At 47.3% G+C, this 24,529-nt stretch carries 20 protein-coding genes; 9 read left to right on the top strand and 11 right to left on the bottom strand.

The genetic code is table 11. From position 1 onward, the window contains the following. Nucleotides 1-95 precede the first annotated feature (95 nt). Nucleotides 96-1,046, bottom strand: coding sequence for a transaldolase (tal, locus tag AC55NX_RS16715; RefSeq protein ID WP_496996762.1), 951 nt, complete (start codon nucleotides 1,044-1,046; stop codon nucleotides 96-98). 434 nt (nucleotides 1,047-1,480) lie between these two features. Between tal and AC55NX_RS16710 the strand changes: the two genes are divergently transcribed. Next, on the top strand, nucleotides 1,481-2,470 hold the full coding sequence (locus AC55NX_RS16710; protein WP_496996761.1) for a sugar-binding transcriptional regulator: 990 nt from the start codon (nucleotides 1,481-1,483) through the stop codon (nucleotides 2,468-2,470). 251 nt (nucleotides 2,471-2,721) lie between these two features. On the opposite strand, the gene AC55NX_RS16705 is transcribed toward AC55NX_RS16710, so the two are convergent. From AC55NX_RS16705 to moeA, 3 genes are all read right to left on the bottom strand, one after another. Next, a complete protein-coding gene (locus tag AC55NX_RS16705; protein WP_496996760.1) occupies nucleotides 2,722-3,552 on the bottom strand; it encodes a sulfurtransferase in 831 nt (276 codons plus the stop codon). A gap of 85 nt (nucleotides 3,553-3,637) precedes the next feature. Beyond that, the gene (gene moeB, locus AC55NX_RS16700; protein ID WP_496996759.1) at nucleotides 3,638-4,408 is read right to left on the bottom strand and encodes a molybdopterin-synthase adenylyltransferase MoeB; all 771 of its coding nucleotides are present in this window, start codon (nucleotides 4,406-4,408) and stop codon (nucleotides 3,638-3,640) included. Nucleotides 4,409-4,419: 11 nt separating this feature from the next. Further along, the gene (moeA, locus tag AC55NX_RS16695) at nucleotides 4,420-5,655 is read right to left on the bottom strand and encodes a molybdopterin molybdotransferase MoeA (protein WP_496996758.1); all 1,236 of its coding nucleotides are present in this window, start codon (nucleotides 5,653-5,655) and stop codon (nucleotides 4,420-4,422) included. 259 nt (nucleotides 5,656-5,914) lie between these two features. On the opposite strand from moeA, the gene folE reads away from it, so the two are divergent. Beyond that, nucleotides 5,915-6,571 carry a GTP cyclohydrolase I FolE gene (folE, locus tag AC55NX_RS16690; protein WP_077337446.1) on the top strand — a complete coding sequence of 219 codons (657 nt, stop codon included), beginning with the start codon at nucleotides 5,915-5,917 and terminating at the stop codon, nucleotides 6,569-6,571. A 149-nt stretch (nucleotides 6,572-6,720) separates the two neighbouring features. On the opposite strand, the gene AC55NX_RS16685 is transcribed toward folE, so the two are convergent. From AC55NX_RS16685 to AC55NX_RS16665, 5 genes are all read right to left on the bottom strand, one after another. Then, entirely contained in the window at nucleotides 6,721-9,339 is a 2,619-nt protein-coding gene (locus AC55NX_RS16685) for a pectinesterase family protein (RefSeq protein WP_496996757.1), read from the bottom strand. Nucleotides 9,340-9,578: 239 nt separating this feature from the next. Then, entirely contained in the window at nucleotides 9,579-10,448 is an 870-nt protein-coding gene (gene eutC, locus AC55NX_RS16680) for an ethanolamine ammonia-lyase subunit EutC (RefSeq protein WP_496996756.1), read from the bottom strand. Next, nucleotides 10,445-11,848, bottom strand: coding sequence for an ethanolamine ammonia-lyase subunit EutB (locus tag AC55NX_RS16675; RefSeq protein WP_496996755.1), 1,404 nt, complete (start codon nucleotides 11,846-11,848; stop codon nucleotides 10,445-10,447). The genes eutC and AC55NX_RS16675 overlap by 4 nt, the downstream gene beginning before the upstream one ends. Before the next feature lie 403 nt (nucleotides 11,849-12,251). Continuing rightward, complete coding sequence (gene elbB, locus AC55NX_RS16670; protein WP_496996754.1) at nucleotides 12,252-12,902, bottom strand: isoprenoid biosynthesis glyoxalase ElbB; 651 nt, start codon at nucleotides 12,900-12,902, stop codon at nucleotides 12,252-12,254. Between the two features lie 82 nt (nucleotides 12,903-12,984). Further along, nucleotides 12,985-13,926 carry a LysR family transcriptional regulator gene (locus AC55NX_RS16665; RefSeq protein WP_496996753.1) on the bottom strand — a complete coding sequence of 314 codons (942 nt, stop codon included), beginning with the start codon at nucleotides 13,924-13,926 and terminating at the stop codon, nucleotides 12,985-12,987. A gap of 137 nt (nucleotides 13,927-14,063) precedes the next feature. On the opposite strand from AC55NX_RS16665, the gene yjjG reads away from it, so the two are divergent. Together yjjG and AC55NX_RS16655 are read left to right on the top strand one after the other, a co-directional pair. Continuing rightward, complete coding sequence (yjjG, locus tag AC55NX_RS16660; protein ID WP_496996752.1) at nucleotides 14,064-14,738, top strand: pyrimidine 5'-nucleotidase; 675 nt, start codon at nucleotides 14,064-14,066, stop codon at nucleotides 14,736-14,738. Nucleotides 14,739-14,872: 134 nt separating this feature from the next. Beyond that, a complete protein-coding gene (locus tag AC55NX_RS16655) occupies nucleotides 14,873-15,664 on the top strand; it encodes a GntR family transcriptional regulator (protein WP_496996751.1) in 792 nt (263 codons plus the stop codon). 115 nt (nucleotides 15,665-15,779) lie between these two features. On the opposite strand, the gene AC55NX_RS16650 is transcribed toward AC55NX_RS16655, so the two are convergent. Beyond that, on the bottom strand, nucleotides 15,780-16,490 hold the full coding sequence (locus AC55NX_RS16650) for a hypothetical protein (RefSeq protein ID WP_496996750.1): 711 nt from the start codon (nucleotides 16,488-16,490) through the stop codon (nucleotides 15,780-15,782). Between the two features lie 289 nt (nucleotides 16,491-16,779). Between AC55NX_RS16650 and AC55NX_RS16645 the strand changes: the two genes are divergently transcribed. From AC55NX_RS16645 to AC55NX_RS16625, 5 genes are read left to right on the top strand one after another with little or no spacing between them, the layout of a single operon-like run. After that, nucleotides 16,780-17,304, top strand: a complete 525-nt coding sequence (locus tag AC55NX_RS16645) for an NUDIX hydrolase (RefSeq protein ID WP_496996749.1) — start codon at nucleotides 16,780-16,782, stop codon at nucleotides 17,302-17,304. Nucleotides 17,305-17,356: 52 nt separating this feature from the next. Continuing rightward, nucleotides 17,357-19,138, top strand: coding sequence for an extracellular solute-binding protein (locus tag AC55NX_RS16640; protein ID WP_496996765.1), 1,782 nt, complete (start codon nucleotides 17,357-17,359; stop codon nucleotides 19,136-19,138). A gap of 8 nt (nucleotides 19,139-19,146) precedes the next feature. Then, a complete protein-coding gene (locus AC55NX_RS16635) occupies nucleotides 19,147-20,232 on the top strand; it encodes a microcin C ABC transporter permease YejB (protein ID WP_496996748.1) in 1,086 nt (361 codons plus the stop codon). Between the two features lie 15 nt (nucleotides 20,233-20,247). Continuing rightward, a complete protein-coding gene (locus AC55NX_RS16630) occupies nucleotides 20,248-21,276 on the top strand; it encodes an ABC transporter permease (RefSeq protein WP_496996747.1) in 1,029 nt (342 codons plus the stop codon). Next, the gene (locus tag AC55NX_RS16625) at nucleotides 21,273-22,883 is read left to right on the top strand and encodes an ABC transporter ATP-binding protein (protein ID WP_496996746.1); all 1,611 of its coding nucleotides are present in this window, start codon (nucleotides 21,273-21,275) and stop codon (nucleotides 22,881-22,883) included. The genes AC55NX_RS16630 and AC55NX_RS16625 overlap by 4 nt, the downstream gene beginning before the upstream one ends. A 168-nt stretch (nucleotides 22,884-23,051) precedes the next feature. On the opposite strand, the gene AC55NX_RS16620 is transcribed toward AC55NX_RS16625, so the two are convergent. Further along, nucleotides 23,052-24,488: a glyceraldehyde-3-phosphate dehydrogenase gene (locus AC55NX_RS16620; RefSeq protein WP_496996745.1), complete on the bottom strand. Its 1,437-nt coding sequence runs from the start codon at nucleotides 24,486-24,488 to the stop codon at nucleotides 23,052-23,054. Between the last annotated feature and the right edge of the window lie 41 nt (nucleotides 24,489-24,529).

The following is a 24,529-nucleotide window of genomic DNA, read 5'->3' as shown; positions in this document are numbered from 1 at the left end:
TGTTTACGGTTCATAATTTTTTCCAACAAGATTAAATGAAGATTAAAAGCGGTATAAATAGAAAGAGGACTGTTGGTTCAGTCCTCTCAAATATCTTAAAGCTGTTTGCTGATCATCGCTTCCAGTTTGCCTTGGTCAATCGCGAAGTTGCGAATCCCTTCAGCCAGTTTCTCAACCGCCATCGCATCCTGATTGTGTTCCCACAGGAATTCAGCGTGAGTCATTGGTTGCGGACGTTCCTGAATACGAGTCGTCGGTGTGAGTTTGACATCGACTTGGCTTTCGGTCTCTTCCAGCGTTTGGAGTAACTGAGGGCTGATGGTCAGACGGTCACAGCCGGCGAGTTCGAGAATTTCACCGGTATTACGGAAGCTGGCACCCATCACGACAGTGTTATAACCATGTTCTTTGTAGTAGTTGTAGATCTTTGTAACAGAGAGAACACCCGGATCTTCATTCGCTGCAAAATCGCGGCCTTCTTTCGCTTTGTACCAATCCATGATACGGCCGACGAATGGTGAAATCAGGTAAGCACCGGCTTCTGCACAAGCTCGGGCTTGCGCAAAAGAGAACAACAAGGTTAGGTTACAGTTGATGCCCTCTTTTTCGAGCACTTCAGCGGCACGAATCCCTTCCCATGTGGAAGCGACTTTAATCAAAATGCGGTCATTGCTGATCCCTGCATCGTTATACAGACTGATGAGCTTGCGAGCTTTTTCAATGGTCTTTTCAGTATCGTAAGACAGGCGTGCATCGACTTCAGTCGAGATTCGGCCGGGAATACTTTTCAGGATCTCTTTACCAATCGTCACGGCCAGCATGTCGCTGGTATCTTCAAGCTGTTGTGCTTTGTCATCACTTTTAGACTTGGCATAAGCGACTGCCTGATCGATAAATGCTGCATACTCAGGAATCTGGGCGGCTTTTAGAATCAACGATGGGTTCGTTGTTGCATCTTGGGGCTGATATTTTTTGATGGCGTCAATCTCGCCGGTATCAGCAACGACAGTGGTATATTTGCGAAGTTGTTCTAGTTGATTGCTCATATTCCGATCATCCTCTTTTAGGCCAAAAGCACAGCTGAGAGATAAACATGACATTATGAGACTGCCTGTTTCAAGAGCTGGCTTGATAAATCTTCAACATTTGTACCATTGCTCTGAACATATGATCAAATGTTGAGTAAATGATGAGTCCATATTTATCTGATCGATTGAGAAAGTCAACGGCTATCATAAATTTCTTCCGGGTAGTACCGATATTCAGAAAATACGGTGAGTTTTTCCTGTTCTCTGACTGCTGTTTCCTCTAATGAGCCTCATATTTCAGTTAAAAACATGGTCGCTCTTCCTGAGCATTTGTTTTTCAGTTGAGCATTTGATATATAGATAAACATTGATCATGATGATATCGCCGTCGCTTAAATTGTTCTGAGTGGGTAAATCATCACTGCTGTTAGCCAGATGTATTGGAGGTATATATGACGGGATTGCAAGAGATATCCGTCGAGGATTCGGATCTACTGACAGAGATTTCGGTTGCCTATTATCAGGATGGAGCAACTCAGGAAGAGATATCCAAGAAATATGCGATCTCCAGAGCCAAAGTCGGACGGATGCTGAGGCAAGCCCGGGATGAGGGCATTGTCGAAATTACGGTGAAATATCATCCGGTATTCAGTGCCAAAGTTGAACAGCGGTTGATTGAGCGGTTTGGTATCAAGCGTGCCCTCATTGCATTAGATCAGCCGAACGAGGCTCAACAACGTCAGCAAATTGCCGGGTTGGTATCAAATTATTTATCCAGTTCGCTCAAAAATGGTCAGGTAATCGCCGTGGGTCAGGGGCGGAATGTCTCTGCTGTCGCCCACCATGTCGGGGTGATTTCACCCAAAGATGTCAAATTTGTTTGCAGTATCGGTGGGATTCACCCGCGGGGCGGTATGTTTAACGCAGACCATATCTGTCGCCAGCTGGCGAAAAAATATGGCGGCACATCGGAGACACTCTATGCGCCGGCATATGCGGTGAACCGGGCGCAGAAACTGGCATTTATGGAGAATGACACCATTAAGCAAACGCTGGACTTGGCCAGAAAAGCGGATGTTGCACTGGTCGGGATTGGCGATATGAGTGAGAACAGTTATATGGTGGATTTAGGCTGGTTTACCCCGCAGGAAGTGGTCCAGTCCCGTCTGGAGCAGGGGGTGGTCGGTGATTTTGCCGGATATGACTTTTTCGATATTCATGGACAGATAGCCAAAACGGTGATGAGTGATCGAATCATTGGATTAAGTATTGAAGAATTCAGACCGATTGCTGAGGTAATTGCCATCGCCGCAGAAAATAGTAAACCATTGGCGCTATTAGGGGCTTTGCGAACCGGTGCCATTGATGTGATTGCGACCAGTGTTTCTAACGCGCTGACCATTCTCAACCTCGATGAGCAAATGAGTTTTCAATCAGGCTGAGCGCTGTGACAGAGATGTGCTTCAAGCGGCACTATCGCACCGTGCTTGAAGCCAAGATGTTTGTCATCATCACCCATTCAGCGTTCTTTGGTGACACCGATTTCGGTACAGGATTGATTTCAATACAGATCGTTTTCAATACAGACCGTTTTCGACACGGAGCTGATTTCGACACGGAAAAAAGTGACAAGACCGTGTCGTGTTCACCCGCAGTGACGGGGCGGGTCATCCGATGCGCTTCTTTGATTTGATTAATCTGTTGCAATGGGATGCTGCGATGCTCCCCATTCCGTCCATGACCCATCATAGACTTTCAGGTTCTGATAACCACAGATATAAGCGGCCAGCAGAACAATGCAGGCCGTTACACCGGAGCCACAACTGAAAATGTACTCTTCGGCATTGTGAGGCAGCGTTTCTTGCAATACAGTGCGCAGTGCTTCCGGCGATTTCAGCGTGTGTCCGTCAATGAGAGATGTAAACGGCACACAGACCGCATGAGGAATATGGCCGCTACGAATTCCAGCTCTGGGTTCGGCAACGGCACCCGAAAAACGTGCCTGTGAACGGGCATCGATTGTGAGACTGTCTTGCTGTGTGATTTGCCCGAGTACATAGTCTGCATCGACAAAAAAGTCTGGATTGAGCGTCCCGGAAAAATTACCGGGTTCTGAAGGCGTCTGAAAGCTTGTTGCAAGCGGATGACCCTGGCGTTTCCATTCGGCCAAGCCACCGTTGAGAATATAAACTTGTTCATGTCCCATTGCCTTGAGCATCCACCACGCCCGGGGAGATGCCATTGTTCCGCTGTTATCGTAGACGACGATCAGCGAGTCCTGATTGAGTCCGATTTGGCGGGCACATTGATTGAAATGACTCTCGCTCGGCATCATATGTGGCAGGTGATTATCCGGATCGCAAAATACCTTATCGTAATCAAAGCGCCGTGCTCCGGGAATGTTATGCACGGTATCTTTCTCAGTTTCTGAGGGGATTTGAAAGGCAATACTGCTATCTAAGATGACCAGTTTCGGGTCTGACAGATGTTCCGATAGCCATTGTGGTGAGACAAGTGGTGACATAGTTTATATTCCTTCTATTTGATCAGTAATCGCTTCATCCGGGAGCATTCGCATATAAAATAGTGACATTGTCACTTAAATTGTATCAATCAACTGTACTGCAACAGACCGAGCAGTTCTCTCGCTGGGGGAGTTTCATTGCTTGCCATGACAGCGTCATCGCATCTAATAACAGCACTTTTCCTCGCAGCGGCTGACCATAATTCGCCAAGACTTTGAGTGTTTCCAGTGCTTGCATCGCACCAATCACCCCGACGACTGGCGCGAGTACGCCATTTTCGACACAAGTCGGGGCATGATTGCCAAATAATGTGCTGAAACATTGATAACAAGGTTCACCGGCTTGATAAGTGAAGACACTTAAGAAACCTTCCATACGGATTGCAGCACCGGAGATGAGCGGTGTTTTCGTTTGAAAACAGAGTTGATTGAGCTGATTACGGGTTGCAATATTGTCACTGGCGTCCAGTACGGCATCGTGATGCTGCATCAGTGCCGATAGGGAAGGTTCGTCAAGCCGCCGGGCAATCGTTTCAATCTGAAGATAAGGATTCAATTGGCGCAGCGAATCTGCCGCAGAATCGACTTTTAGCCGCCCGATGTCCTGTTCGGTATGTAAAATTTGTCGCTGGAGATTGGATAGTTCCACCACATCATCATCGACCAGTGTGATGTTGCCAACGCCAGCACTGGCAAGATATTGACTGGCTGCACACCCCAGACCGCCGGCACCAATGATCAGCACCCGCCCCTGTTTGAGCGCTTCTTGTCCCTCAAAATCAAACTGTTTCAAGATAATCTGGCGGTTGTAGCGCAGATGCTCGTCATCACTGAGCAACTCGTCATGCGTCGTCATTTTGTTTCTCTCTAATATAACGCTGGATTAAACGGTTCGATGGTGACGGTTTCACCGGCTTCAACTGAGCCACGTTGCTGTTCGAGAACGATGAAACAGTTGGCGGTACTCATTGCACGGAATGCTCCGGAACTTTGATTCCCCGCATTATCGACGACGATTTGCCCATTCTCGACGCTGAAAATCCCGCGTTGATAATCGGTCCGGCCGGGGGATTTTTTAAATGAAACCTTGCTGACTGCTTGTATTTGCGCTGGCGCCCGCCACTGGGTGTGGCCCGCAAGTTTGGCGAGCATCGGCTGAACTAAAACATATAAAGTTACCACCGCAGAAACCGGATTCCCGGGGAGCCCGCAAAATAGCGAATGATTCAGTTTACCGAAAGCAAAGGGTTTACCCGGCTTAATGGCGATTTTCCAGAAATTGATTTTACCGAGCGATTCGAGAATGGTTTTGGTGTAGTCGGCTTCTCCGACACTCACACCGCCCGATGTAATGACAACATCCGCAAGCGACTGGGCTTGTTGGAATGTTTCAGTGAGTTGCGTTTGATTATCGGGAATGATCCCTAAGTCGATCACATCACAACCGAAATTTTCGAGAATAGGGCGAATGGCATAACGATTACTGTCGTAGATCTGTCCTGCGTCGAGCGTTTCACCCACCGGTTTAAGTTCGTCCCCGGTTGAGAAAATCGCAACTTTAGGTTTGCACAATACCAGTACCTGACTAATCCCCAATGATGCCAGTAGCGGTAAATCCCGGACGGTCAGACGGCTGCCGGCAGGGAGCACAACCTCATTCTGTTTGAGGTCATCACCTTGAGGACGAATATTTGCCTGCGCTTTCACCTGAGAGGTGAGGAAGTGAATCCCTTCTGGGGTTGCTTCGGTTTTCTCCTGCATAATCACGGCATCACAACCTGTGGGGACGGGAGCGCCAGTCATGATTCGAATGCAGGTTTTTTCCGGCCATTCGCCACTAAAAGGCTGCCCGGCAAATGCTTTTCCCGCCAGCGGGAGCGTGTCTGTTGTGGTGAGATCTTGAGTCCGGACTGCATAACCGTCCATGGCTGAATTATCAAAAGGGGGAACATCAATCGGAGAGCGGACATCTTCGGCGAGCACATGACCTAATGCTGTTTCAAGAGGAAGTTTTTGACTGATTTTTAGCGGAGAAACATCAGCCAGCATGGTTTGAATCGCATCTTCAATCGGGAGAAGTCCTTGGGTATCACAGCATCCCATATCTATTATCCTAATTCGCGTTATATAATCTTGAGGGGTTACTTTAGCATGAATCGTTTCATATCGAGTGTGCTTTCATGAATATTTTGATGCAATGAATTGCACTTTTTAATGCGGCAGCTCTACAGATGAATTCATCAATTATTATGTGTTGAGACGGTTCTGATTTCCTGCCTTAAATTGTGGATGTAATTATGACAAATTCCGAGTATCCTTGTCAGCCATCCGGAGGAAGGGTTGAATCAAGAGAGGTTTTGTCATGTCAGGTTTGAGCGAGTCTGCTTTGCTGGTCAAAAATGCACTCGAACATCGTGGTTTAGAAACGCCGATGCGTTTGAATTCGATTGGACGAGAAGAGAAGAAAGAAAAAATAGAATATCACATGCGTGAAATTCTCAATTTGCTCGGACTGGATTTAACCGATGATAGCCTTGAAGAAACACCGCATCGTATTGCCAAAATGTATGTGGATGAAGTGTTCTCCGGCCTGGATTATCAAAATTTTCCGAAGATCACCCTGATTGAAAATAAAATGAAAGTCAGTGAGATGGTTCGGGTTAAAGACATTACCGTGACCAGTACCTGCGAACACCATTTGGTCACCATTGACGGAAAAGCAGCGGTTGCCTACATTCCCCGTGGTAAAATTATCGGTTTATCGAAAATTAACCGGATTGTTCGTTTCTTTTCCCAGCGTCCGCAGGTGCAAGAACGAATGACCCAGCAGATCCTGGTGGCGCTACAAGTGCTGTTAGAAACAGATGATGTCGCGGTGACGATTGATGCGACCCACTATTGTGTTAAAGCCCGTGGCGTGATGGATGCAACCAGTGAAACGACGACGACCGCACTGGGTGGATTATTTAAGTCGAACCCGGCAACCCGGTCCGAATTTCTTCATGGTCTCTTAGGTTAATCCATACCGAGAAACTCAGACGAGAAGATTGAAAGAGAACAGATTCAAAGAGAAAACCGAGTGGTTCACACTCGGTTTTTTTATGGATGTTGCAAACACTTTAGTCATACAACACTTTAGTCAAACAATTGAGTCAGAAAGTGTCTGAATCAGAAAATGTCATACGACGAACGGGGGAGTTGCTGCGCAAGGTGATGCAGTGATGGATTGTGGTGGATGGCCTGAATCACCAGTTGGGCAATTCGTTGTGCGCCTTGCTGTTGAAAGTGAGTGGTGTCCGGTTTTGCGAGTGAACCGGTCTTATCGGCGTAGTATGGATATTGTACCGGATCAACAGCAAGCCAAATATTTTTCCATTCGTCACCGCTGGTCTGGTTGACCATATCAATCACCATTGCCTGTAGATCGATCAGCGGTACATGATTGAGACGTGCCGTGTCTTCAATGGTTTGGGTATAGTTTCCGACATATTGATAGCCGTTATCCGCATTTTGTGTCGTGATATGCTGTTGTGACGTGATTGGTGTGCCATTACCGCCATGAATGCTTTTCGCACGGGGAACCGGGGTAATCAACACCGGTTGCATGTGATGGCGACGCGCAAAATTCAGGTATCTTTCCAGTGAGTGCTGAAAGGAGTCGTTCCATGCCAGAAATGGATACTGAGGATTGCCCCAGGCATCGTTCGGATAGGTACATAAGTTTGCCACATCAACAGCACCTCGTCCCGCTTTGGCACCGTTGCATTTCTCATCATTGTGTCCAAATTGAATCAGCAGGAAGTCATGAGGCCGGACAAGTGGCTCGATCTGGCTGAGCCAGCGGGCATTGATGAAATCTTTTGAACTTCGCCCTGAGCGAGCGGCATTGACGACCTGTAACTGACGACCATTGGATACCATGTCAGCAAATGCCTGCCCCCATCCCATGCGCGGATAAACTTCACTGTCGTAGTTGGAGACGGTTGAATCGCCGACAAGAAAGATCCGGCGTTTAGCTGATTGGATCAGCTGTTTGGTGTCGGCAAGCTGTTCACCGGTAACTTGGTATCCTGCGACCGTATCTGCGGCAAGAATCGAATGAAATGCCAGATCGGTCAGATAGGTTTTGGCCGTCAATCCTGTACTGGTGTCATAGCCGCGATTATGGATAACCTGACTGGCAAGTTTACGAATGATCGGCTCATAGAGATCCGAATAACTGACGGGATCCCACGACTGTTGAGCATCAATGCCATATGCTTCGGTAACAGACTGGAAGGCCGTTGTGAAATTTTGCTGTGCTTGTTGTAGTACCGCTGCCGAAAAGGCCGGTAGCTTATCCATTTCATTCAGCAATGCCGGACCGTTAATCCCTTCATGTGCGGCAAGTACGGATACGATCAGATCACTGAATGGATTGACGTTGCCGATTGTTGTGCCATTGTTATTGATGTCACTGACCAAAGCGCTGGCACAGACTGACTGGTAGGTGTCTCTGTGCAGACAGGAAGAGCCACTGTGATCATCAACCGCGACCAGAATCGGTGGCGTCATACCTGCAATTGATGCTTGGTAATATCCGGCAGAATCGGTCAACGTGGTCGTAGTCTGACCGTTGCTGCCTTTCAGGTGTACATTGGCAGGGAAAGTCATCCGCGTATGAATAACCTGACCCTTGAGTATACTTTGTGGGGCAAGAGAGACATCGGGTTGCCAGCCGTCCAAAATATGACTGCGGGTATACAGTGCAGCGTCGGCATCACTCAGTTGTCGTCTCGCTGTATCAGAAGCATCGGCTGTGCCGGCTCCGGTATTCTGATATTCCCAGAAGCGACTGTCTTCAGGGTAGAACCAGATGACATCGCCATTGATGTCTTTACCGCTCATTTTATCCCAGCCAAAAATATGATCGTCCACATCACAATTGATGAAGGCCGTATGACCGATTGCATTCGGATCGGCATAACGACCATCCTCGAATGTCCGGGTCGGATGCCAAGGACGTCCGAGACCATAACTCGCAGCCGGAACCGCAGCTTCTTTGGATAACTGACAATCTTTAAATACCAGGCCGAAAGGAGAGTTGATGTCCGTGCTCGGAGCGGTCAGATAACCTTGGGTGTCGCCCGGCGTCACATCATCACGATATCGGGCGATCAACTGACTGTTTTCAAACAGAGCCGTGCCTTCACCGAAGATAAAGTCGACGGTGCCGGTAATTACCGAGTTATCAATATAGGTATGTGGCGCGCGCAGATAGACAGTGTCCTGATAGCTTACCAGCCGGATATCTTTAAACTGAGAACGATCCGCTTTGGTGGAAACCAGTAGCGCAACGGCTTGTGTCCCACTAATCTTCGTCGGGTCATCATCACTTTTGGCCTGATTGGCCGGAAAATCAAATCCGTTTTCGATGGTCAGAGAACGGGCGGTGAAATTGGCGGCATTGATGTACACGGTGCGGCTGCCGGATGTGCCATATTTATTACCATTTTCATCCAATGTGCCATTCGCGGTTGTGGCAGTAATGACCGTCTGATCGCGATTTTCACCGATGAGCATAATATTAGGACGAGAGACATTAAGTTTTTCGTGATAAATCCCATTGGTGACATAGATAACATACGGCCTTCCATCATCCGGAGCACTGTTAATGGCCTCCTGGATTGAAGTAAAGTCCGCAGAACCATCCAATGCAACCTTACTGTCATAGAGTGGGGCTGCGATGGCAGAAGAAAGACAGAGGAGGGAGGTGAGTCCCAAACCTGTCGTTGTCAGGTGATTCATACAGAGGTTCCTTCTATTATTGGTTAAAATGAAACTTACTTTATTTTATTTTGAAATGGTGTTTTATTTTATAATTTTCAGAACAGATTAACTGTGATCAAATGAATAAGCAAGCCACGGATGAGTGATAGAATGGTCAATATGTGAACGGGAATACATTGATCAAGGAAATGTCCGGATGAATGAACGGCATACCTTTCTGATCACTCAGAAAGGTGATGAAACGTTGATGAAGTGGATTATTTTTGCGTGTCGACCAGACAGAATGTTGGTGCAGTTCCGGCTTGCAGAGCGTTATCTTCTGAGCGATCTTTGAGTCCGACACCGGTCTGATGCAGACGCCGGGATTCTGTAAGCAAGTAGAAACATTTGTGGGCAGCTTGTTGATAGTCCAGCCCTTCCGGTCTCACATTTGAAATGCAGTTACGGAGTGAATCTTCCGTGCCCCGGTGTGGATGCCATGTCAGATAAAGCCCCATGCTATCCGGAGAGCTGAGTCCGGGGCGTTCACCAATCAGCACCAGAACTTCTTTGGCATTCAATGCTGCACCGACATCATCACCGACAGCCACACGCCCCTGTTCAACAATACATAATGGTGCGATACGCCAGTTATGGTGCGGATCATGATGTAATTGATCAAGTAAATGTGTCAGGAATGGTGCTGCGTGATGGGTGATTGCATAGGAGGAGAGACCGTCAGCAACCACAATCGCGAGATCAAATCCTGCTTCGGGTTGCCGATATTGCTGTAACTGATAAACAGAAGCCTCATTCAGACAACGCCCATAATCCGGACGTTGTAGGTATTCCATTCGGTGCCGTGCCTGACTGTGGAGTTCAAAGGCGGGCAGGTAGGGCGAGAACAGTGAATCCGCTTCAAACTGGTGACATAAGGTTGGGATGTCTAAAGGGACATGCACCGCATCGATGGCTTGGGCGTGAGATAACTGAAACTGGAGTAATGCTTGGGTTGGAATACTGGTCCCTGCACGGCCAATTCCAATCCGGGCATGAGTAAACTGGCGTAATTTCTCCCAGGGATCGTGATGAACATAGGCTTCTCCGGAATCGTCTGAAGGATGTCGCGAAAGGTGGCGGGGATTCATGAAACCTCCTGAATGAGCTGAAGTGGCCGGGCAAATGACGGGGGTAAGGTATCGCACAACTGGGTATGGTTATCGGACGGTGCGATCTGCATTTTTTTCAGCCATGCATCGAATTCAGGTGCCGGCCGTAGACCGAGCACCTGACGGGCATATAACGCATCATGAAAAGAGGTGGTCTGATAATTGAGCATGATATCGTCAGAGCCGGGGATCCCCATGATGAAGGAACACTCGGCAACGCCTAACAGCGTGAGCAGATTGTCCATATCATTCTGATCTGCGTCTGCATGATTGGTATAGCAAATGTCGCATCCCATCGGCAGCCCCAGCAGTTTGCCACAGAAATGATCCTCAAGACCGGCACGGGTAATCTGCTTGCCGTCGAACAGATATTCAGGGCCGATAAAGCCAACCACAGTATTGACCAGCAGTGGATCAAACTTTCTTGCCACCGCATAAGCGCGCGCTTCACAGGTCTGTTGGTCGATACCATGATGCCCGTTGGCGGACAACGCACTCCCTTGACCGGTTTCAAAATACATCACATTGTGGCCGACCGTGCCTCGTTTGAGGCTCAGGGCTGCATCATGGGCTTCAGCGAGTAGATTGAGGTTGATGCCGAAGCCTTGGTTGGTCAATTCAGTTCCCCCAATCGATTGGAACACCAAATCGACCGGTGCGCCTAGTTCAATTGCCTCAAGCGTATTCGTGACATGTGTCAGGACACAGGATTGGGTGGGAATTTCATAATGCTGAATGACATCATCCATTAAATGCATCAGTTTCATGGCTTGTTTGACATTGTCGGTTGCCGGATTGATACCAATAACCGCATCACCATTACCGTACATCAAGCCATCGAAGATGGATGCGGCAATGCCGTTCATATCGTCGGTAGGGTGATTCGGTTGCAAACGTGTCGATAGATGGCCGCTCAGACCGATGGTGTTGCGAAATTGTGTAATCACGTGACATTTTTTGGCAACCAGAATCAGATCCTGATTACGCATGATTTTACTGACCGCAACCGCCATTTCGGGGGTTATGCCTGCTCGGATCCGGGCCAGTTCAACTGCGGTGGTTGTCTCTTGCAGTAGCCAGTTACGAAAATCACCGACAGTCAGATGAGCAATTGTCGTGAAGGCTGTGGCATCGTGTTCATCGATGATTAATCGTGTGATTTCATCTTGTTCATACGGGATCAGGGCTTCATTCAAAAAAACTTTTAATGGCAGGTCTGCCAGTACCATTTGGGCAACCACCCGTTCTTCCGCCGATTGGGCGGCCACACCAGCCAATTGATCACCCGAACGGAGTGGTGAAGCTTTGGCCATGACTTCAGCCAGACTGGCAAACTGGTAGAGATGTGTCCCAAGCTGATATCGATAATGGGTCGGCATAACATCCTCATCACTGGTTATTGTTATGGTTCAAAAATAGTCTGAGCAACGGTGTCTTACCAGACGGCGCGTTCGATTGTTCTGAATACCAAATGACTCTGATCACAAATGGACGATAGCGAAATTCATTCCAATTGTGCGGTTAAAAATAACAGGGATAAAAATATTTATAATTCAATAGATTAAAATGAATTTATGCCGGAGCGATAATGTTATTCGCGCGAATGGGGAGATGCTTGCCCATTGCTGAATCATCGTATGATGGCTTTGCACCAGATAAGTGCGATATGTGTCGGGAGACAGGGAGCATGGTTTGGTCATCAAAAGCAAAAAACGATCGGGGATGCCGACCGTTTTTCGGTTGCCTTATCGGATAATTGATAACCGGTGTGGCCTCAAAAACTTAAGCCAGTTCGACGAGTTTTTTGACCAGTTTATCGATACCCGAGGCGGCTTCTGAAATACTCCCGGCCTGCATATAGGCGGGTGTTGATAATACGTTGTAGCGTTCATCATAAACAATGTCGTCAACCGGACAATCGATGTGCTCACCGCCCAGAGCCTGAAATGCAGCAGCCATATCGGCATCATGACCAATGGTGCCGCGGACACCTGCTTCGTAAATCATTGGAATGATCGCGGGAGCAATGCACAGATAGCCGGCGGGTTTTCCTGATTGGGCGAAAGCACGACATGCAGAAGCAACATGGGTGTTAATACTGCATTCTGCACCGTTGATAGCAAAGTCAGTCAGATTTTTCGCGGCACCGAATCCTCCCGGTAATAGCAGGGCATCATATTCACTGGGATTGATGGTGGAGAGATCGGCAATCTGACCACGAGCGATGCGGGCAGACTCTGTCAGAACATTTCTTTTTTCTTCAGTGACATCACCGGTTTTGTGGTTGACGACGTGGTGTTGCTCAATATCGGGAGCAAAACAATGCCAGCTTGCACCTTGGCGTTCGATAGCAAGCAGTGCCAGAACACTTTCGTGGATCTCCGCTCCGTCGAAGACGCCGCAACCGCTTAAAATGACAGCTATCTTTTTCATGTTGTAATCCTTTCTGTTATTCAATTGTGTCATAAATTATGTATAAGCCTAGCATGATTTTTAACGTGCTGAGACGGTCGGCTCAATCTGTTTCAATACTTGATTCCAATAATGCCTGATCCCAGTATGGCGTATCGATGCCGAATTTTGCTTGAATGAAGTCAATAAAAAGACGCACTTTATGCGGCAGATACTGCCTGTCCGGATAGACAGCGTAAACCGCATGACTTGGCAAATGGTAGCGAGACATCACCGGGACCAGAAGCCCCGAGGTTAAATCCTTACCGATCATAAATGTCGGAAGTTGTGCAATGCCTAGGCCGTCCAACGCTGTCCGACGAATCCCTTCGCTGTTATTCATGACTAAATTTCCTTTGGGAACCACTTTATATTCTTTGTCCCGCTGGTGGAATGTCCAAGCCTGACCGCCGCGAAAGTACGAATAGAGCAGGCAGTTATGGTGACGGAGATCAGCAGGGTGTTCCGGTACTCCGAACTGAGCGACATACTCGGGCGCAGCACACAATACGGATTGACAGTCGGTGAGGCGTTTGGCAATCATATTTGATACCGGTAAACGGCCAATTCTGATCGCGAGATCAAATCCGCCTTGTAACAGATCAACCATTTGATCTTCAAGCTCTATCTCGATGTCGAGCTTTGGATACTGCTGCATAAATTCACTGATATAAGGGGCAATATGGCGGACGCCAAACGACATGGGTGTCGCTATTTTCAGCTTTCCCTGAGGTTCTCCCTGAAGTTCTAGTAATGAATCCAACCCCTGTTTTGCATAGGAGAGAGACTGAGACGCATAAAAATAGAGCCGTTCTCCGGCTTCGGTCAGATGAATTTTTCGCGTGGTACGATGAAATAACCGCACACCAAGGATCTCTTCGAGCTGGGTCAGACGTTTACTGACTGCTGACTTGGTAATATTGAGCTGGCTTGCCGCTGCAGAAAAGCTGCCCAATTCGACAACAGCAACGAAAATCGGTAATGAAGAAAATTTAGGGCTAATCATTGATGTTAACCTACAGGAAACAGTTAGTTTCTTTAGTGAGGGATTATAGCAAATTTAAAAACAGTATAAACTGATTGTACACTCATGATCGGCAGATGCATGGTGAAGGTGAGCAGTATGATACAAAAGGATAATTTATGAAATTTGACTGGATCTTATTTGACGCGGACGAGACTTTATTTCACTTTGATGCGTTTACTGGGTTGAAGAAAATGTTTTCCTCTCTTGGTGTGGACTTTACCCCTGAAGATTTCCAACAGTATCAAGCACAAAATCAGCAGTTGTGGCGCGATTATCAAGACGGAAAAGTTGATGCGGCAACACTGAAACATCAGCGTTTTACGATGTGGGCAGCACGGCTGGGGCTGACGACCGAAGCCTTGAATCTCAGCTTTTTTCAGGCAATGGCAGAAATCTCTACATTACTGCCCGGAGCCAGAGCTTTACTGGAGCAGCTACGCGGACAGGTTCAGCTCGGGATTATTACCAATGGCTTTATCGACTTACAATCCCACCGTCTGGAAAAGCATGGCCTGAGCGACTACTTTGCTCAAGTGACGGTTTCTGAACAGGTCGGTGTCGCCAAACCGGACCCGGCCATTTTTGCCTATACGCATCAACAGATCGGTTATCCCGAAAAGAGTCGCGTGCTGATGGTTGGTGATAATCCACTGGCAGATATACAGGGTGGCCACCAATATGGTTTTACCACGTGCTGGCTGAATGGTGCTCAGCAACCGATTCCCGATAATGTTGTGTGTCACTATGAAATTCAATCTTTAACTGAATTATCAGCGGTGATTTTTGCCTGAACATTATCGGAAGACTGCCGGACATGATTTGCTCGGTACTACGCAAAATATCCCATTGTATCTGCAGAGAAAGCCCGTTAAATTGGGTGTATTCGTTTGGTTGTTGTGACAATGTCACTTTGAGTTGGTTATTCGTGCAATATATTAAAATTAAAGAAACCATTGCAGAACAGATAGAACAGGGCATGTTGGCCGCCGGGCAGAAATTGCCTTCAGAGCGACAACTGGCAGAGACATTCGCCACCACCCGGGTGACGTTGCGTGAAGCTTTGTCGTTGCTGGAAACCGAAGGATTGATTTACCGGGAAGATCGCCGTGGCTGGTTTATTGCGCCAGCACGGATCGACTTTCCCTTATCAACGGCTGAAGACTTTCTCGTTTTGGCGGAAAAACAGATGCGTCAGGCAAGTCTGTCGGTCATCCGGGCAAAAAATACACTGGCGAATAAGCAGGTGAGTGGCTGGCTGCAACTGGGGCCTTTCGCTGAAGTTTATGCAGTAGAAATGTTGCGCTACTTGGAGAAGCGTCCGGTTTGTCTGGTCCGTTACTGGATTCATACAGAGAAACATACAGCCATGAATTCTGATGCCCCGGAAGAGCTGTTTGCATGGCTCCGGCGGCAGGAAGCACTGCACAATATTAGTGTTAGTGACAAAATCAGTGTTAGTAGCAAGAGCAGTGTTAGTAGCAAGAGCAGTGTTAGTAACAAGATTAATGTTAGTGACAGTGTCACTGTCGGTTGCCTGACTGGGGAAACTGCGGTGATGCTTCATGCAGCTCCGGGAACTCCGGCAATTGTGATTGAAAGAAAAGTATATCGTGGTGAACACCCTGTTGCCGCAGAAATATCCATATGGCGGCATGACACTTTAACCGTAACCTCAAATGCCGAGTATTCGTCCCGTGAATCGCTTGCTGTGAGTTGATTTGTGTTAATTGATTAATGTGAATTGAATGGGTGGGCTTGCTGAGAAAAGTTGCGGGATGCTCCACTTTTGAGATGAAACATCCCGATGCTCATGCTTGAATCTGATGATTTATCTAACGATAAATACTTTCACTGACATTGATTTGTTTATGCTGTTGCATCGCAGCGTAACGGACTTTCATGAAGAGTTGCGTTGAGACTGCCGAGTAACTGATTAGCGCATAACACAGTAATTCGATGCCTTCCTCGACAATGTTTTTCACATTACGAATATAGTCACCTTGCATCACCATATGCCAGAAGCTTCCCATCCCAAATAGTCGGGAAAACGAAATCAAGATGATCACGCTACAGACTAACAAGCGCATATTGGGGACACTGAGAATTTCAGCCATCTCATGGAGTACCTGATTTTTTCCTTTCCATGCATAAGCCAAGGCACTGATCGTAACGAGAACTGCCGGGTAAACCCAGAAACCATGCCATATATAATCAAACAAAAAGTCGAGTTCCCGGATGAATAAGACCATAAAGAAGCCGCTGATCAGGATAGCCGCATGGCGCAAGGTCTCGTGACCAGCCTTGATTCGATAAAACGCGACAACAGCAATACCCAAGAGAATCTGTTGGACATACTCGGTAACTGAAGTCTCACCAATATAGCGGTCACCGTACAGATAATCCAACCAGAGGCAGGCAATTGCTAATATACTTGAACCGAGGACGCCCAGTATTAACATACCAGTATCAATCCATACTTTTTTAGTCTTCTCATATTGTTCATGTTGAGCATGAATTGATGACGACGAGTGTTGATTTTTCATAGTAGTCACCTATTATTTATTGATAATAGTTTCAGATTTATATTATTAATCAAAGACATATTATATAAATTGTTCACTGTTCATAGGTTGCAGTGCAAATTGAGAAAATATGTCTGATCAAACAGTAATCATCCCTGATTCATGGTATTTTGTTCTGGCTTGCTTCGAGATATGGAACTCGAGGTACTGAAAATGTTGCATTTTATTTTTTGCTAACTTATTGTTTTCTATGACCACAGGTCATCAGTATTCGCAATTGATTAGCAAGGACAGACAAGGAGACGCCTTTATGAGACATCTGGCCACATCAGTCGATCCTGAGGTGCAAGCCCAGAAGGACTTTCAGACACAAGTTCGTTTGGCTAGTCGAGCGATTGTGCTGAATAAGCAAAACGAAGTTTTAGCGCTGTATACTGACCGTTTTGATGACTACAGTCTACCGGGAGGCGGGTTAAGAAAAGGTGAAGATCCGATTATCGGCATGGTTCGTGAGCTGCAAGAAGAGACCGGTGCCTGTAATGTGCACAATATCCAACCTTTAGGCATTTATGAAGAGTTCCGGCCGAAAGGTACCGAAGCCGGTCAGGTTGTACATATGGTATCTTACTGTTATGCCTGCAAAGTCGATGATCAATTGAGAAAACCAACCCCGGAAGATTATGAGATCCAAAATGGCAGTCGTCCTGTTTGGCTCGATATTCATCAAGCCATTGCGCATAATGAACAGGCGTTGATGGATCCATCCCATCATGGGGAGAATCTGGAGCGGGAAACATTTCTGCTTCGGTTGGCTGCAAAAGAATTATTGATTTAGGAAAAGTAATCGTATGGGTAAAGTAAGACTGGCTTTATTGAGTTGTGGCTTGATGATATTCAGTATGGTCAGTTTTGGCAAAGTCATTGAAACGACCCGTTTGGTTGGATATGGTCAGGCGAAATATCCGGAGAACTTCAAGCATTTTGATTATGTCAATCCGAACGCCCCGAAATATGGCAAAGTCACTTATGGTCAAATCGGGACGTTCGATAATTTTAATCGCTATGCCTCACGGGGTGTTCCTGAGGTTGCCAGTGGAGAGCTATACGATAGCTTAATGTTTTCTCCCGATGATGAAATCGATACCTACTATCCGTTGATTGCAACCAAAATTCGTTATTCTGATGATTATCTTTGGCTTGAGGCTGACTTAAATCCGAAGGCGCGTTTCCATGACGGGATGCCGATTACAGCTCATGATGTCGCATTTAGTTTTAACAAATTGAACGCTGAAGGTGTGCCTCAATTCCGCGTTTATTATAAAGATGTCAAATCAGTAAAAGCCCTCAATGATCGAACCGTCCGGTTTGAAATGTCACAACCCAATCGGGAGAAGTTGTTCAGTATTGCTGAAACGCTTCCGATATTACCCGCGCATTTCTGGAAAGATAAGAACTTTGCCGAACCGCTTGCGACGCCGCCGGTCGGCAGTGGTGCTTACAAAATCATCGATTACAAGATGGGGCAAAGTGTGACTTACGGGCTGGTGGATGATTATTGGGCTCGTGATTTACCGGTGAATGTCGGGCGGAATAACTTTAAAGTGGTTCAGTACGATTATTATCGGGATGATACAGTTATGCTGGAGGCTTTCAAATCCGGTGAATTTGATTTTCGCCAGGAAAGCGATGCCAAGCAGTGGGTGACCGCATATACGGGTGTGAATTTCGATAATGGTCATATTATTAAAGAAGAAATTCCGCATCAGAAACCGGCACCGGCAAAAGGATTTGTCTTTAATACCACGCGGCCTGTGTTTCAAGACCGGCGTGTCAGAGAAGCGTTGACTTATGCGCTGGATTTTCAGTGGATGAATCAACATATGTTATATAACCAATATACGCGGACAAGAAGTTATTTTCAGAATACCGAGTTTGAAGCCAAAGGATTGCCATCTGAGGCGGAGTTGAAGATTCTGAACCCGTTGAAAGCTCAGATTCCGCCCCGGGTGTTTACTCAGGCCTACCAACCACCGGTGACGGATGGTTCCGGCCAAATTCGCAAGCAGATGCGTCAGGCTTTTCAGCTGCTTAAAACGGCAGGATGGCAGATTAAAGACGGCGTCATGACTCATGTACAAAGTGGCCAGCCACTCAAATTTGAGTTGTTAATTTATAATCCGACCGATGAACGTATTGCCATCCCTTTACAGAAAAATTTAAAACGGATGGGGATTACCATGAACATCCGTACCGTGGATATCACACAATATACCAAGCGCCTCCGTGACAGAGATTTTGATATGATTTCAAGAGGGTTCAGCGCGAATGCTTATCCTTCATCGGATCTGATGATTGTCTGGAATTCCGGTTTCATCAACTCAACGTACAATCAGGCGGGGGTCTCCGATCCGGCCGTTGATCAGCTCACCGAAGCGATTGCCGCGAATCAGCATGACGCTCAAAAGCTGGTCGCGCTGGGGCGTGCATTTGATCGAGTGTTGCAGTGGAATTTTTATATGATTCCTCAATGGTATTCCAGTACCTATCATGTTGCGATGTGGGATAAGTTTGAACGTCCGAAAGTGATGCCGAAATATTCGCTCGGTGTGGATAGCTGGTGGATTTCAGCAGCAAAAGAACAGGCGTTGGCAAGCGGTAAAAGCCATTAGAGGGAATTATGGCTGCATATATATTACGTCGGTTGTTGTTAGTGATCCCAACGTTGTGGGCAATCATCACCATTAATTTTTTTATTATCCAAATAGCCCCCGGCGGGCCCGTTGAGCAGGCGATTGCGCAAATGCAGGGGCTCGGTTCCGGGGTGATGGAGCGGCTCGGTGGTGGTGGTCATGATGTATCCCTTTCAGACGAAAAAGCCGGACATTCAGGATATAAAGGCTCAAGAGGGCTCGATCCCGAAGTGGTTGCCGAGATCAGACGCCAGTTCGGTTTTGATAAGCCGCTGCTGGAACGATATGTCGAAATGCTCAAAAACTACGCCACGTTCAACTTTGGTCAAAGTCTGTTCAAAGGTGGCGATGTTATTACACTGATCAAAGAACGCTTGCCGGTTTCCATCTCGTTGGGTTTGTGGAGTACCTTAATTATCTATCTGGTTTCGATTCCGCTCGGGATCATGAAAGCGATCCGCCATGGTTCTCGCTTTGATATTTGGTCGAGTGCGATGATTATTATCGGTTATGCGATTCCCGGTTTCCTGTTTGCGATTCTGCTGATTATTGTTTTTGCCAGTGGCAACTATTTCGACTGGTTTCCATTGCGGGGCCTGGTCTCCGACAATTTTGAACAATTGACGTGGTATCAACAGATTGGGGATTATTTCTGGCATCTGACATTGCCGATTTTAGCGATGGTGATCGGTGGATTTGCGACTTTGACCATGCTGACGAAAAACTCGTTTCTCGATGAGATTAATAAACAGTATGTGGTCACGGCCCGGGCGAAAGGGTTGGATGAGCGCAGTATTCTGTATCAGCACGTTTTTCGGAATGCAATGTTGATTATCATTGCCGGTTTTCCCAGTGCGTTCATCAGTATTTTCTTCACCGGATCGATGTTGATTGAAGTGATGTTTTCGCTCAATGGGATTGGTTTGCTGGGGTTCGAATCAACTATACAACGTGATTATCCGGTGGTATTCAGTTCTCTTTATATTATGACTTTGCTGGGGTTGGTGTTGGGCATTATTTCAGATTTAACCTATACATGGGTAGACCCGCGCATTGATTTTGAGGCTCGTTGAATGGTGTTGATCAAGATGAACCCAATCAATGCTGAACGCTGGCAACGCTTCAAAAAGAGCAAGCGGGGTTACTGGTCGCTGTGGATTTTCAGTTTCCTGTTTTTGTTCAGTTTATTTGCTGAACTGATTGCCAACGATAAGCCACTTTTCATTTCCTATGACCATCACTGGTATTTCCCGATCATGTATGTCTATCCGGAAACACAGTTTGGTGGCGAATTTCCGACGGAAGCCGATTATACCGATCCTTACGTTGATGAATTGATCCGTGAGAAAGGCACGATTGTCTGGCCATTGATTCGGTTTAGTTACGATACCATCAATTTTAATCTTGACAGTGGTAGCGTACCGTCGTCGCCGGATGTGGTTAACTGGCTTGGAACAGACGATAAGGGACGGGATGTTTTGGCCCGGATTATCTATGGTTTCCGTATTTCGGTCTTATTTGGGTTTGTCCTCACGTTGGTTTCTTCCGTGATTGGTGTCGGGGTGGGTGCGATTCAAGGATATTACGGGGGATGGATTGATCTGTTCGGCCAGCGTTTTATCGAGATTTGGTCGGGGATGCCAACACTGTTTTTACTCATTATTCTGTCGAGTTTTGTCGAGCCGAATTTCTGGTGGTTACTGGGGATTATGGTGTTGTTCAGTTGGATGAGTCTGGTTGGCGTTGTGCGGGCTGAATTTTTGCGCTGCCGTAATTTTGATTATGTCAGAGCTGCACAGGCGATGGGGGTCTCCGATCACCAGATTATGCGCCGCCATATGTTGCCGAACGCCATGGTGGCATCATTGACGATGATGCCATTTATTCTCTCCGGTTCGGTCACGACATTAACGTCACTGGATTTTCTTGGTTTCGGTCTGCCGGTGGGGTCACCGTCACTCGGAGAACTGCTGGCGCAGGGGAAAGCGAATCTTCAGGCGCCTTGGTTAGGTATATCAGCCTTTGTGGTTTTATCGTTGATGCTGACTTTACTGGTGTTTATCGGTGAAGCCGTGCGCGATGCATTCGACCCACATCAGTACGGGAAACGCACATGAGTCAGGATGTATTGAGTGTAAAGAACCTGTCGATTGGTTTTCGTCGTCAAGATCGAGCCGAGCAAGAGCGTATCGAACAAGTGACGCATCAGGTCAGTTTCTCTATCCGTCAAGGGGAAACGCTCGCGTTGGTGGGTGAGAGTGGTTCTGGAAAATCGGTGACCGCCAATGCGATTCTCAAGTTATTGCCTGTTCATGCCGCACATTATTGTGAAGGTGAAATTCTTTTTGACGGGATCAACACGTTAACCTGTTCAGCCCGGCAATTACGCGGGATTCGCGGTGGACGGATCGGGATGATTTTCCAAGAACCTATGGTGTCACTGAACCCGCTCCACAAAGTTGGCAGACAGTTGGTAGAAACACTGACGATTCACCGGGGAACCCGTACTCGCCAAGCAGAAGCAATTGCACTGAACTGGTTAGAAAAAGTTGGCATTCGTAAACCGGCAACGAAAATCAATGCTTATCCGCATGAACTCTCCGGCGGTGAGCGGCAGCGGGTGATGATTGCGATGGCATTGATCAATGAACCGGAGTTATTGATTGCCGACGAGCCGACCACGGCATTGGATGTCTCGGTGCAAGCTCAGATCCTTGATCTCTTGAAAGCGCTGCAACAGGAACTGGGGATGGCAATGCTGTTTATTACCCATGATCTGAGCATTGTCAGACGGATCGCCGATCGGGTTGCCGTGATGCAACAGGGACGTCTGGTCGAAAGCGGTGAAACCCAGCAACTGTTTGCTGCACCTCAACATCCCTATACCCATCAGTTGATTCATGCCGAGCCGAGAGGAAAGCCGGTCACGGTGGCTGCTGATGCGCCGACTTTGCTTCAGGTTGAGCATCTGAAAGTCTGGTTTGCGATGACAGGCGGATTACTCAAGCGTACTGTCGGCTACGTCAAAGCGGTGACGGATGTGCAGTTTAATCTACGGGAAGGACACTCAATCGGCTTGGTCGGAGAGAGTGGCTCCGGCAAGTCAACGACCGGATTAGCGATTCTCAAGTTGCTGCATTCCGAAGGTTCGATTCGTTTTCGCGAAACTGAATTACAGTCACTGGATCGTCAAGGGATGTTGCCATTTCGTCATCAGATGCAGGTGGTATTTCAGGACCCATTCTCGGCACTCAACCCAAGAATGTCCGTCGCTCAGGTGATTGGTGAAGGGTTGCGGGTTCATCAGTGCTTGAGTGATGCGGAGATCGACCGACAAATTTGCGCAGTGATGGCTGAAGTCGGGCTTGATCCACACAATCGTTATCGTTATCCCAATGAGTTTTCCGGTGGCCAACGGCAGCGGATTGCGATCGCCCGGGCGTTAATCTTACAGCCCCGGTTTATTCTGTTGGATGAGCCGACATCCTCGCTTGATCGGACGGTTCAGGCGCAGGTGTTGGATTTGCTGAAAATGTTGCAGCAAAAGCACGGTTTGACTTACCTATTTATCAGTCATGACCTGAATGTTGTGAAATCATTGTGTCATTACACCATTGTGATGCGTGAGGGGAAAATGATTGAACAGGGAGAGACCCAAACACTCTTTACCGATCCGCAACATGAATACACCCGGGAGCTGGTGGCATTATCTTCATTTTCATAAGAAGTGAATATCGTCTGAGTGAATGATGATCAAAAAAAAGCCGCTTTGGTTAAGAAAGCGGCAAGCACTCAGGTGCATGATCGATGTCGTCAGTATTACGCAGAAGAGATGTCGATAAACCGACGGCATCGTTCGATTATTATTGTTATGTTGTGGAGATGAAACCAGTTATTGGGTCGGATAGGTTTTGTAGCGAACTCCCATCATCTGTTCCATACAGTGAATCACCTGACCACTGTAGCCAAATTCATTGTCATACCAGATATACAGAACACAGCGAGAATCTTGAGCTATCGTTGCCGCCCCATCGATGACTCCGGCATAGCGTGAACCGACTAAATCGGTTGAAACAATTTCAGTGGATTCGGTGTAATCAATTTGTGGTGCCAGCGGTGAATTCAGTGCGATATCCCGCAGATAGTGATTCAGGGTTACTTTGTCTGTATCGGTTGCCAGATTGAGGTTGGCAACTGCCATCGATACGTTTGGTGTCGGTACCCGGATCGCATTGCCAGTGAGTTTTCCGGCAAGTTCCGGCAGGGCTTTTGCCACAGCTTTGGCCGCGCCGGTTGAGGTCAGAACCATATTGAGTGAAGCACTTCGGCCACGCCGTTCGCCGCTATGAAAGTTATCAATCAAGTTCTGATCGTTGGTAAATGAATGAACCGTTTCAATGTGACCCGATACAATCCCATACTGATCATGAACCGCTTTTAAGACCGGTGTTATAGCATTGGTTGTGCAGCTTGCGGCCGAAATGATGGTGTCATCAGGCAGAATCGTGGACTCATTAACCCCGAAAACAATATTCTTCATCTCACCTTTGCCCGGTGCTGTCAGGAGCACTTTAGCTGCGCCTTGGCATTGCAGATGCTGACTTAAACCTTCTTGATCACGCCAAACCCCCGTATTGTCTACGATAAGTGCATCGTCAATCCCATAGTCGGTATAGTCGATGTCTTGTGGCTGACTGGCGTAAATGACCTGAATATAGTTGCCATTGGCAATGATCGCTTTACGCTCATGATCTACCGTGATACTACCGTTGAACAGACCGTGAACCGAGTCACGACGTAGTAAACTGGCTCGCTTCTCCAAATCTCCGTCTTTTCCGCCGCGCACCACAATCGCCCGTAAACGTAACGGATAACCGGGGCCGCTTTTTTCGATCAGTAAGCGTGCCAGTAAACGGCCAATCCGACCGAATCCATACAGCACAACATCTTTTTGCGCGGCTCTCGGGGTATTATTCAAGGTATTGTGAAGCGTTGTTTGTAAATAATCCTTCAGGCCGGCTTCATCGTCGTGATGTTGCCAGTATCGATGGGCGAGTTGACCAATATCGATCCGGCATGGGGCTAATTCTAACTGTGCGAGCTGTTGTAAAACCGGGAGTGTTTGTTGTAAATCGAGGGGAGAACCAATATAGCGACGGGCAATCCGGTGCGTTTTAATGATTTCAATCGTTGCTGCGTTAATCAGCGTTTTTCCGAATAAAATTACTTCGACACCTCGGTTGCGATATAACTGTCCGATCAGGGGCGACATGGATTCCGCAATCGTTTGGCCAGCGTGCCAGTCGAGTAGATGTTTCTCTGGGCTCATGATTCAGGGACCTTTTTATTGTTTACGTTGAGCTTAAGTTC

This window comes from Vibrio rubrogenes (genome assembly GCF_059641415.1).
This window is presented reverse-complemented; position numbering and strand designations above follow the sequence as displayed.

What these genes read in the sequence shown, in the direction of transcription:
- AC55NX_RS16625 (WP_496996746.1), top strand. Translation starts at nt 21,273, where the DNA reads ATGAGTCAGGATGTATTGAGTGTAAAGAACCTGTCGATTGGTTTTCGT.
- AC55NX_RS16620 (WP_496996745.1), bottom strand. Translation starts at nt 24,488, where the DNA reads ATGAGCCCAGAGAAACATCTACTCGACTGGCACGCTGGCCAAACGATT.
- yjjG (WP_496996752.1), top strand. Translation starts at nt 14,064, where the DNA reads ATGAAATTTGACTGGATCTTATTTGACGCGGACGAGACTTTATTTCAC.
- folE (WP_077337446.1), top strand. Translation starts at nt 5,915, where the DNA reads ATGTCAGGTTTGAGCGAGTCTGCTTTGCTGGTCAAAAATGCACTCGAA.
- eutC (WP_496996756.1), bottom strand. Translation starts at nt 10,448, where the DNA reads ATGAATCCCCGCCACCTTTCGCGACATCCTTCAGACGATTCCGGAGAA.
- AC55NX_RS16710 (WP_496996761.1), top strand. Translation starts at nt 1,481, where the DNA reads ATGACGGGATTGCAAGAGATATCCGTCGAGGATTCGGATCTACTGACA.
- AC55NX_RS16650 (WP_496996750.1), bottom strand. Translation starts at nt 16,490, where the DNA reads ATGAAAAATCAACACTCGTCGTCATCAATTCATGCTCAACATGAACAA.
- AC55NX_RS16675 (WP_496996755.1), bottom strand. Translation starts at nt 11,848, where the DNA reads ATGCCGACCCATTATCGATATCAGCTTGGGACACATCTCTACCAGTTT.
- AC55NX_RS16630 (WP_496996747.1), top strand. Translation starts at nt 20,248, where the DNA reads ATGAACCCAATCAATGCTGAACGCTGGCAACGCTTCAAAAAGAGCAAG.
- moeB (WP_496996759.1), bottom strand. Translation starts at nt 4,408, where the DNA reads ATGACGACGCATGACGAGTTGCTCAGTGATGACGAGCATCTGCGCTAC.
- AC55NX_RS16665 (WP_496996753.1), bottom strand. Translation starts at nt 13,926, where the DNA reads ATGATTAGCCCTAAATTTTCTTCATTACCGATTTTCGTTGCTGTTGTC.
- AC55NX_RS16645 (WP_496996749.1), top strand. Translation starts at nt 16,780, where the DNA reads ATGAGACATCTGGCCACATCAGTCGATCCTGAGGTGCAAGCCCAGAAG.
- tal (WP_496996762.1), bottom strand. Translation starts at nt 1,046, where the DNA reads ATGAGCAATCAACTAGAACAACTTCGCAAATATACCACTGTCGTTGCT.
- AC55NX_RS16705 (WP_496996760.1), bottom strand. Translation starts at nt 3,552, where the DNA reads ATGTCACCACTTGTCTCACCACAATGGCTATCGGAACATCTGTCAGAC.
- AC55NX_RS16640 (WP_496996765.1), top strand. Translation starts at nt 17,357, where the DNA reads ATGATATTCAGTATGGTCAGTTTTGGCAAAGTCATTGAAACGACCCGT.
- elbB (WP_496996754.1), bottom strand. Translation starts at nt 12,902, where the DNA reads ATGAAAAAGATAGCTGTCATTTTAAGCGGTTGCGGCGTCTTCGACGGA.
- AC55NX_RS16685 (WP_496996757.1), bottom strand. Translation starts at nt 9,339, where the DNA reads ATGAATCACCTGACAACGACAGGTTTGGGACTCACCTCCCTCCTCTGT.
- AC55NX_RS16635 (WP_496996748.1), top strand. Translation starts at nt 19,147, where the DNA reads ATGGCTGCATATATATTACGTCGGTTGTTGTTAGTGATCCCAACGTTG.
- moeA (WP_496996758.1), bottom strand. Translation starts at nt 5,655, where the DNA reads ATGGGATGCTGTGATACCCAAGGACTTCTCCCGATTGAAGATGCGATT.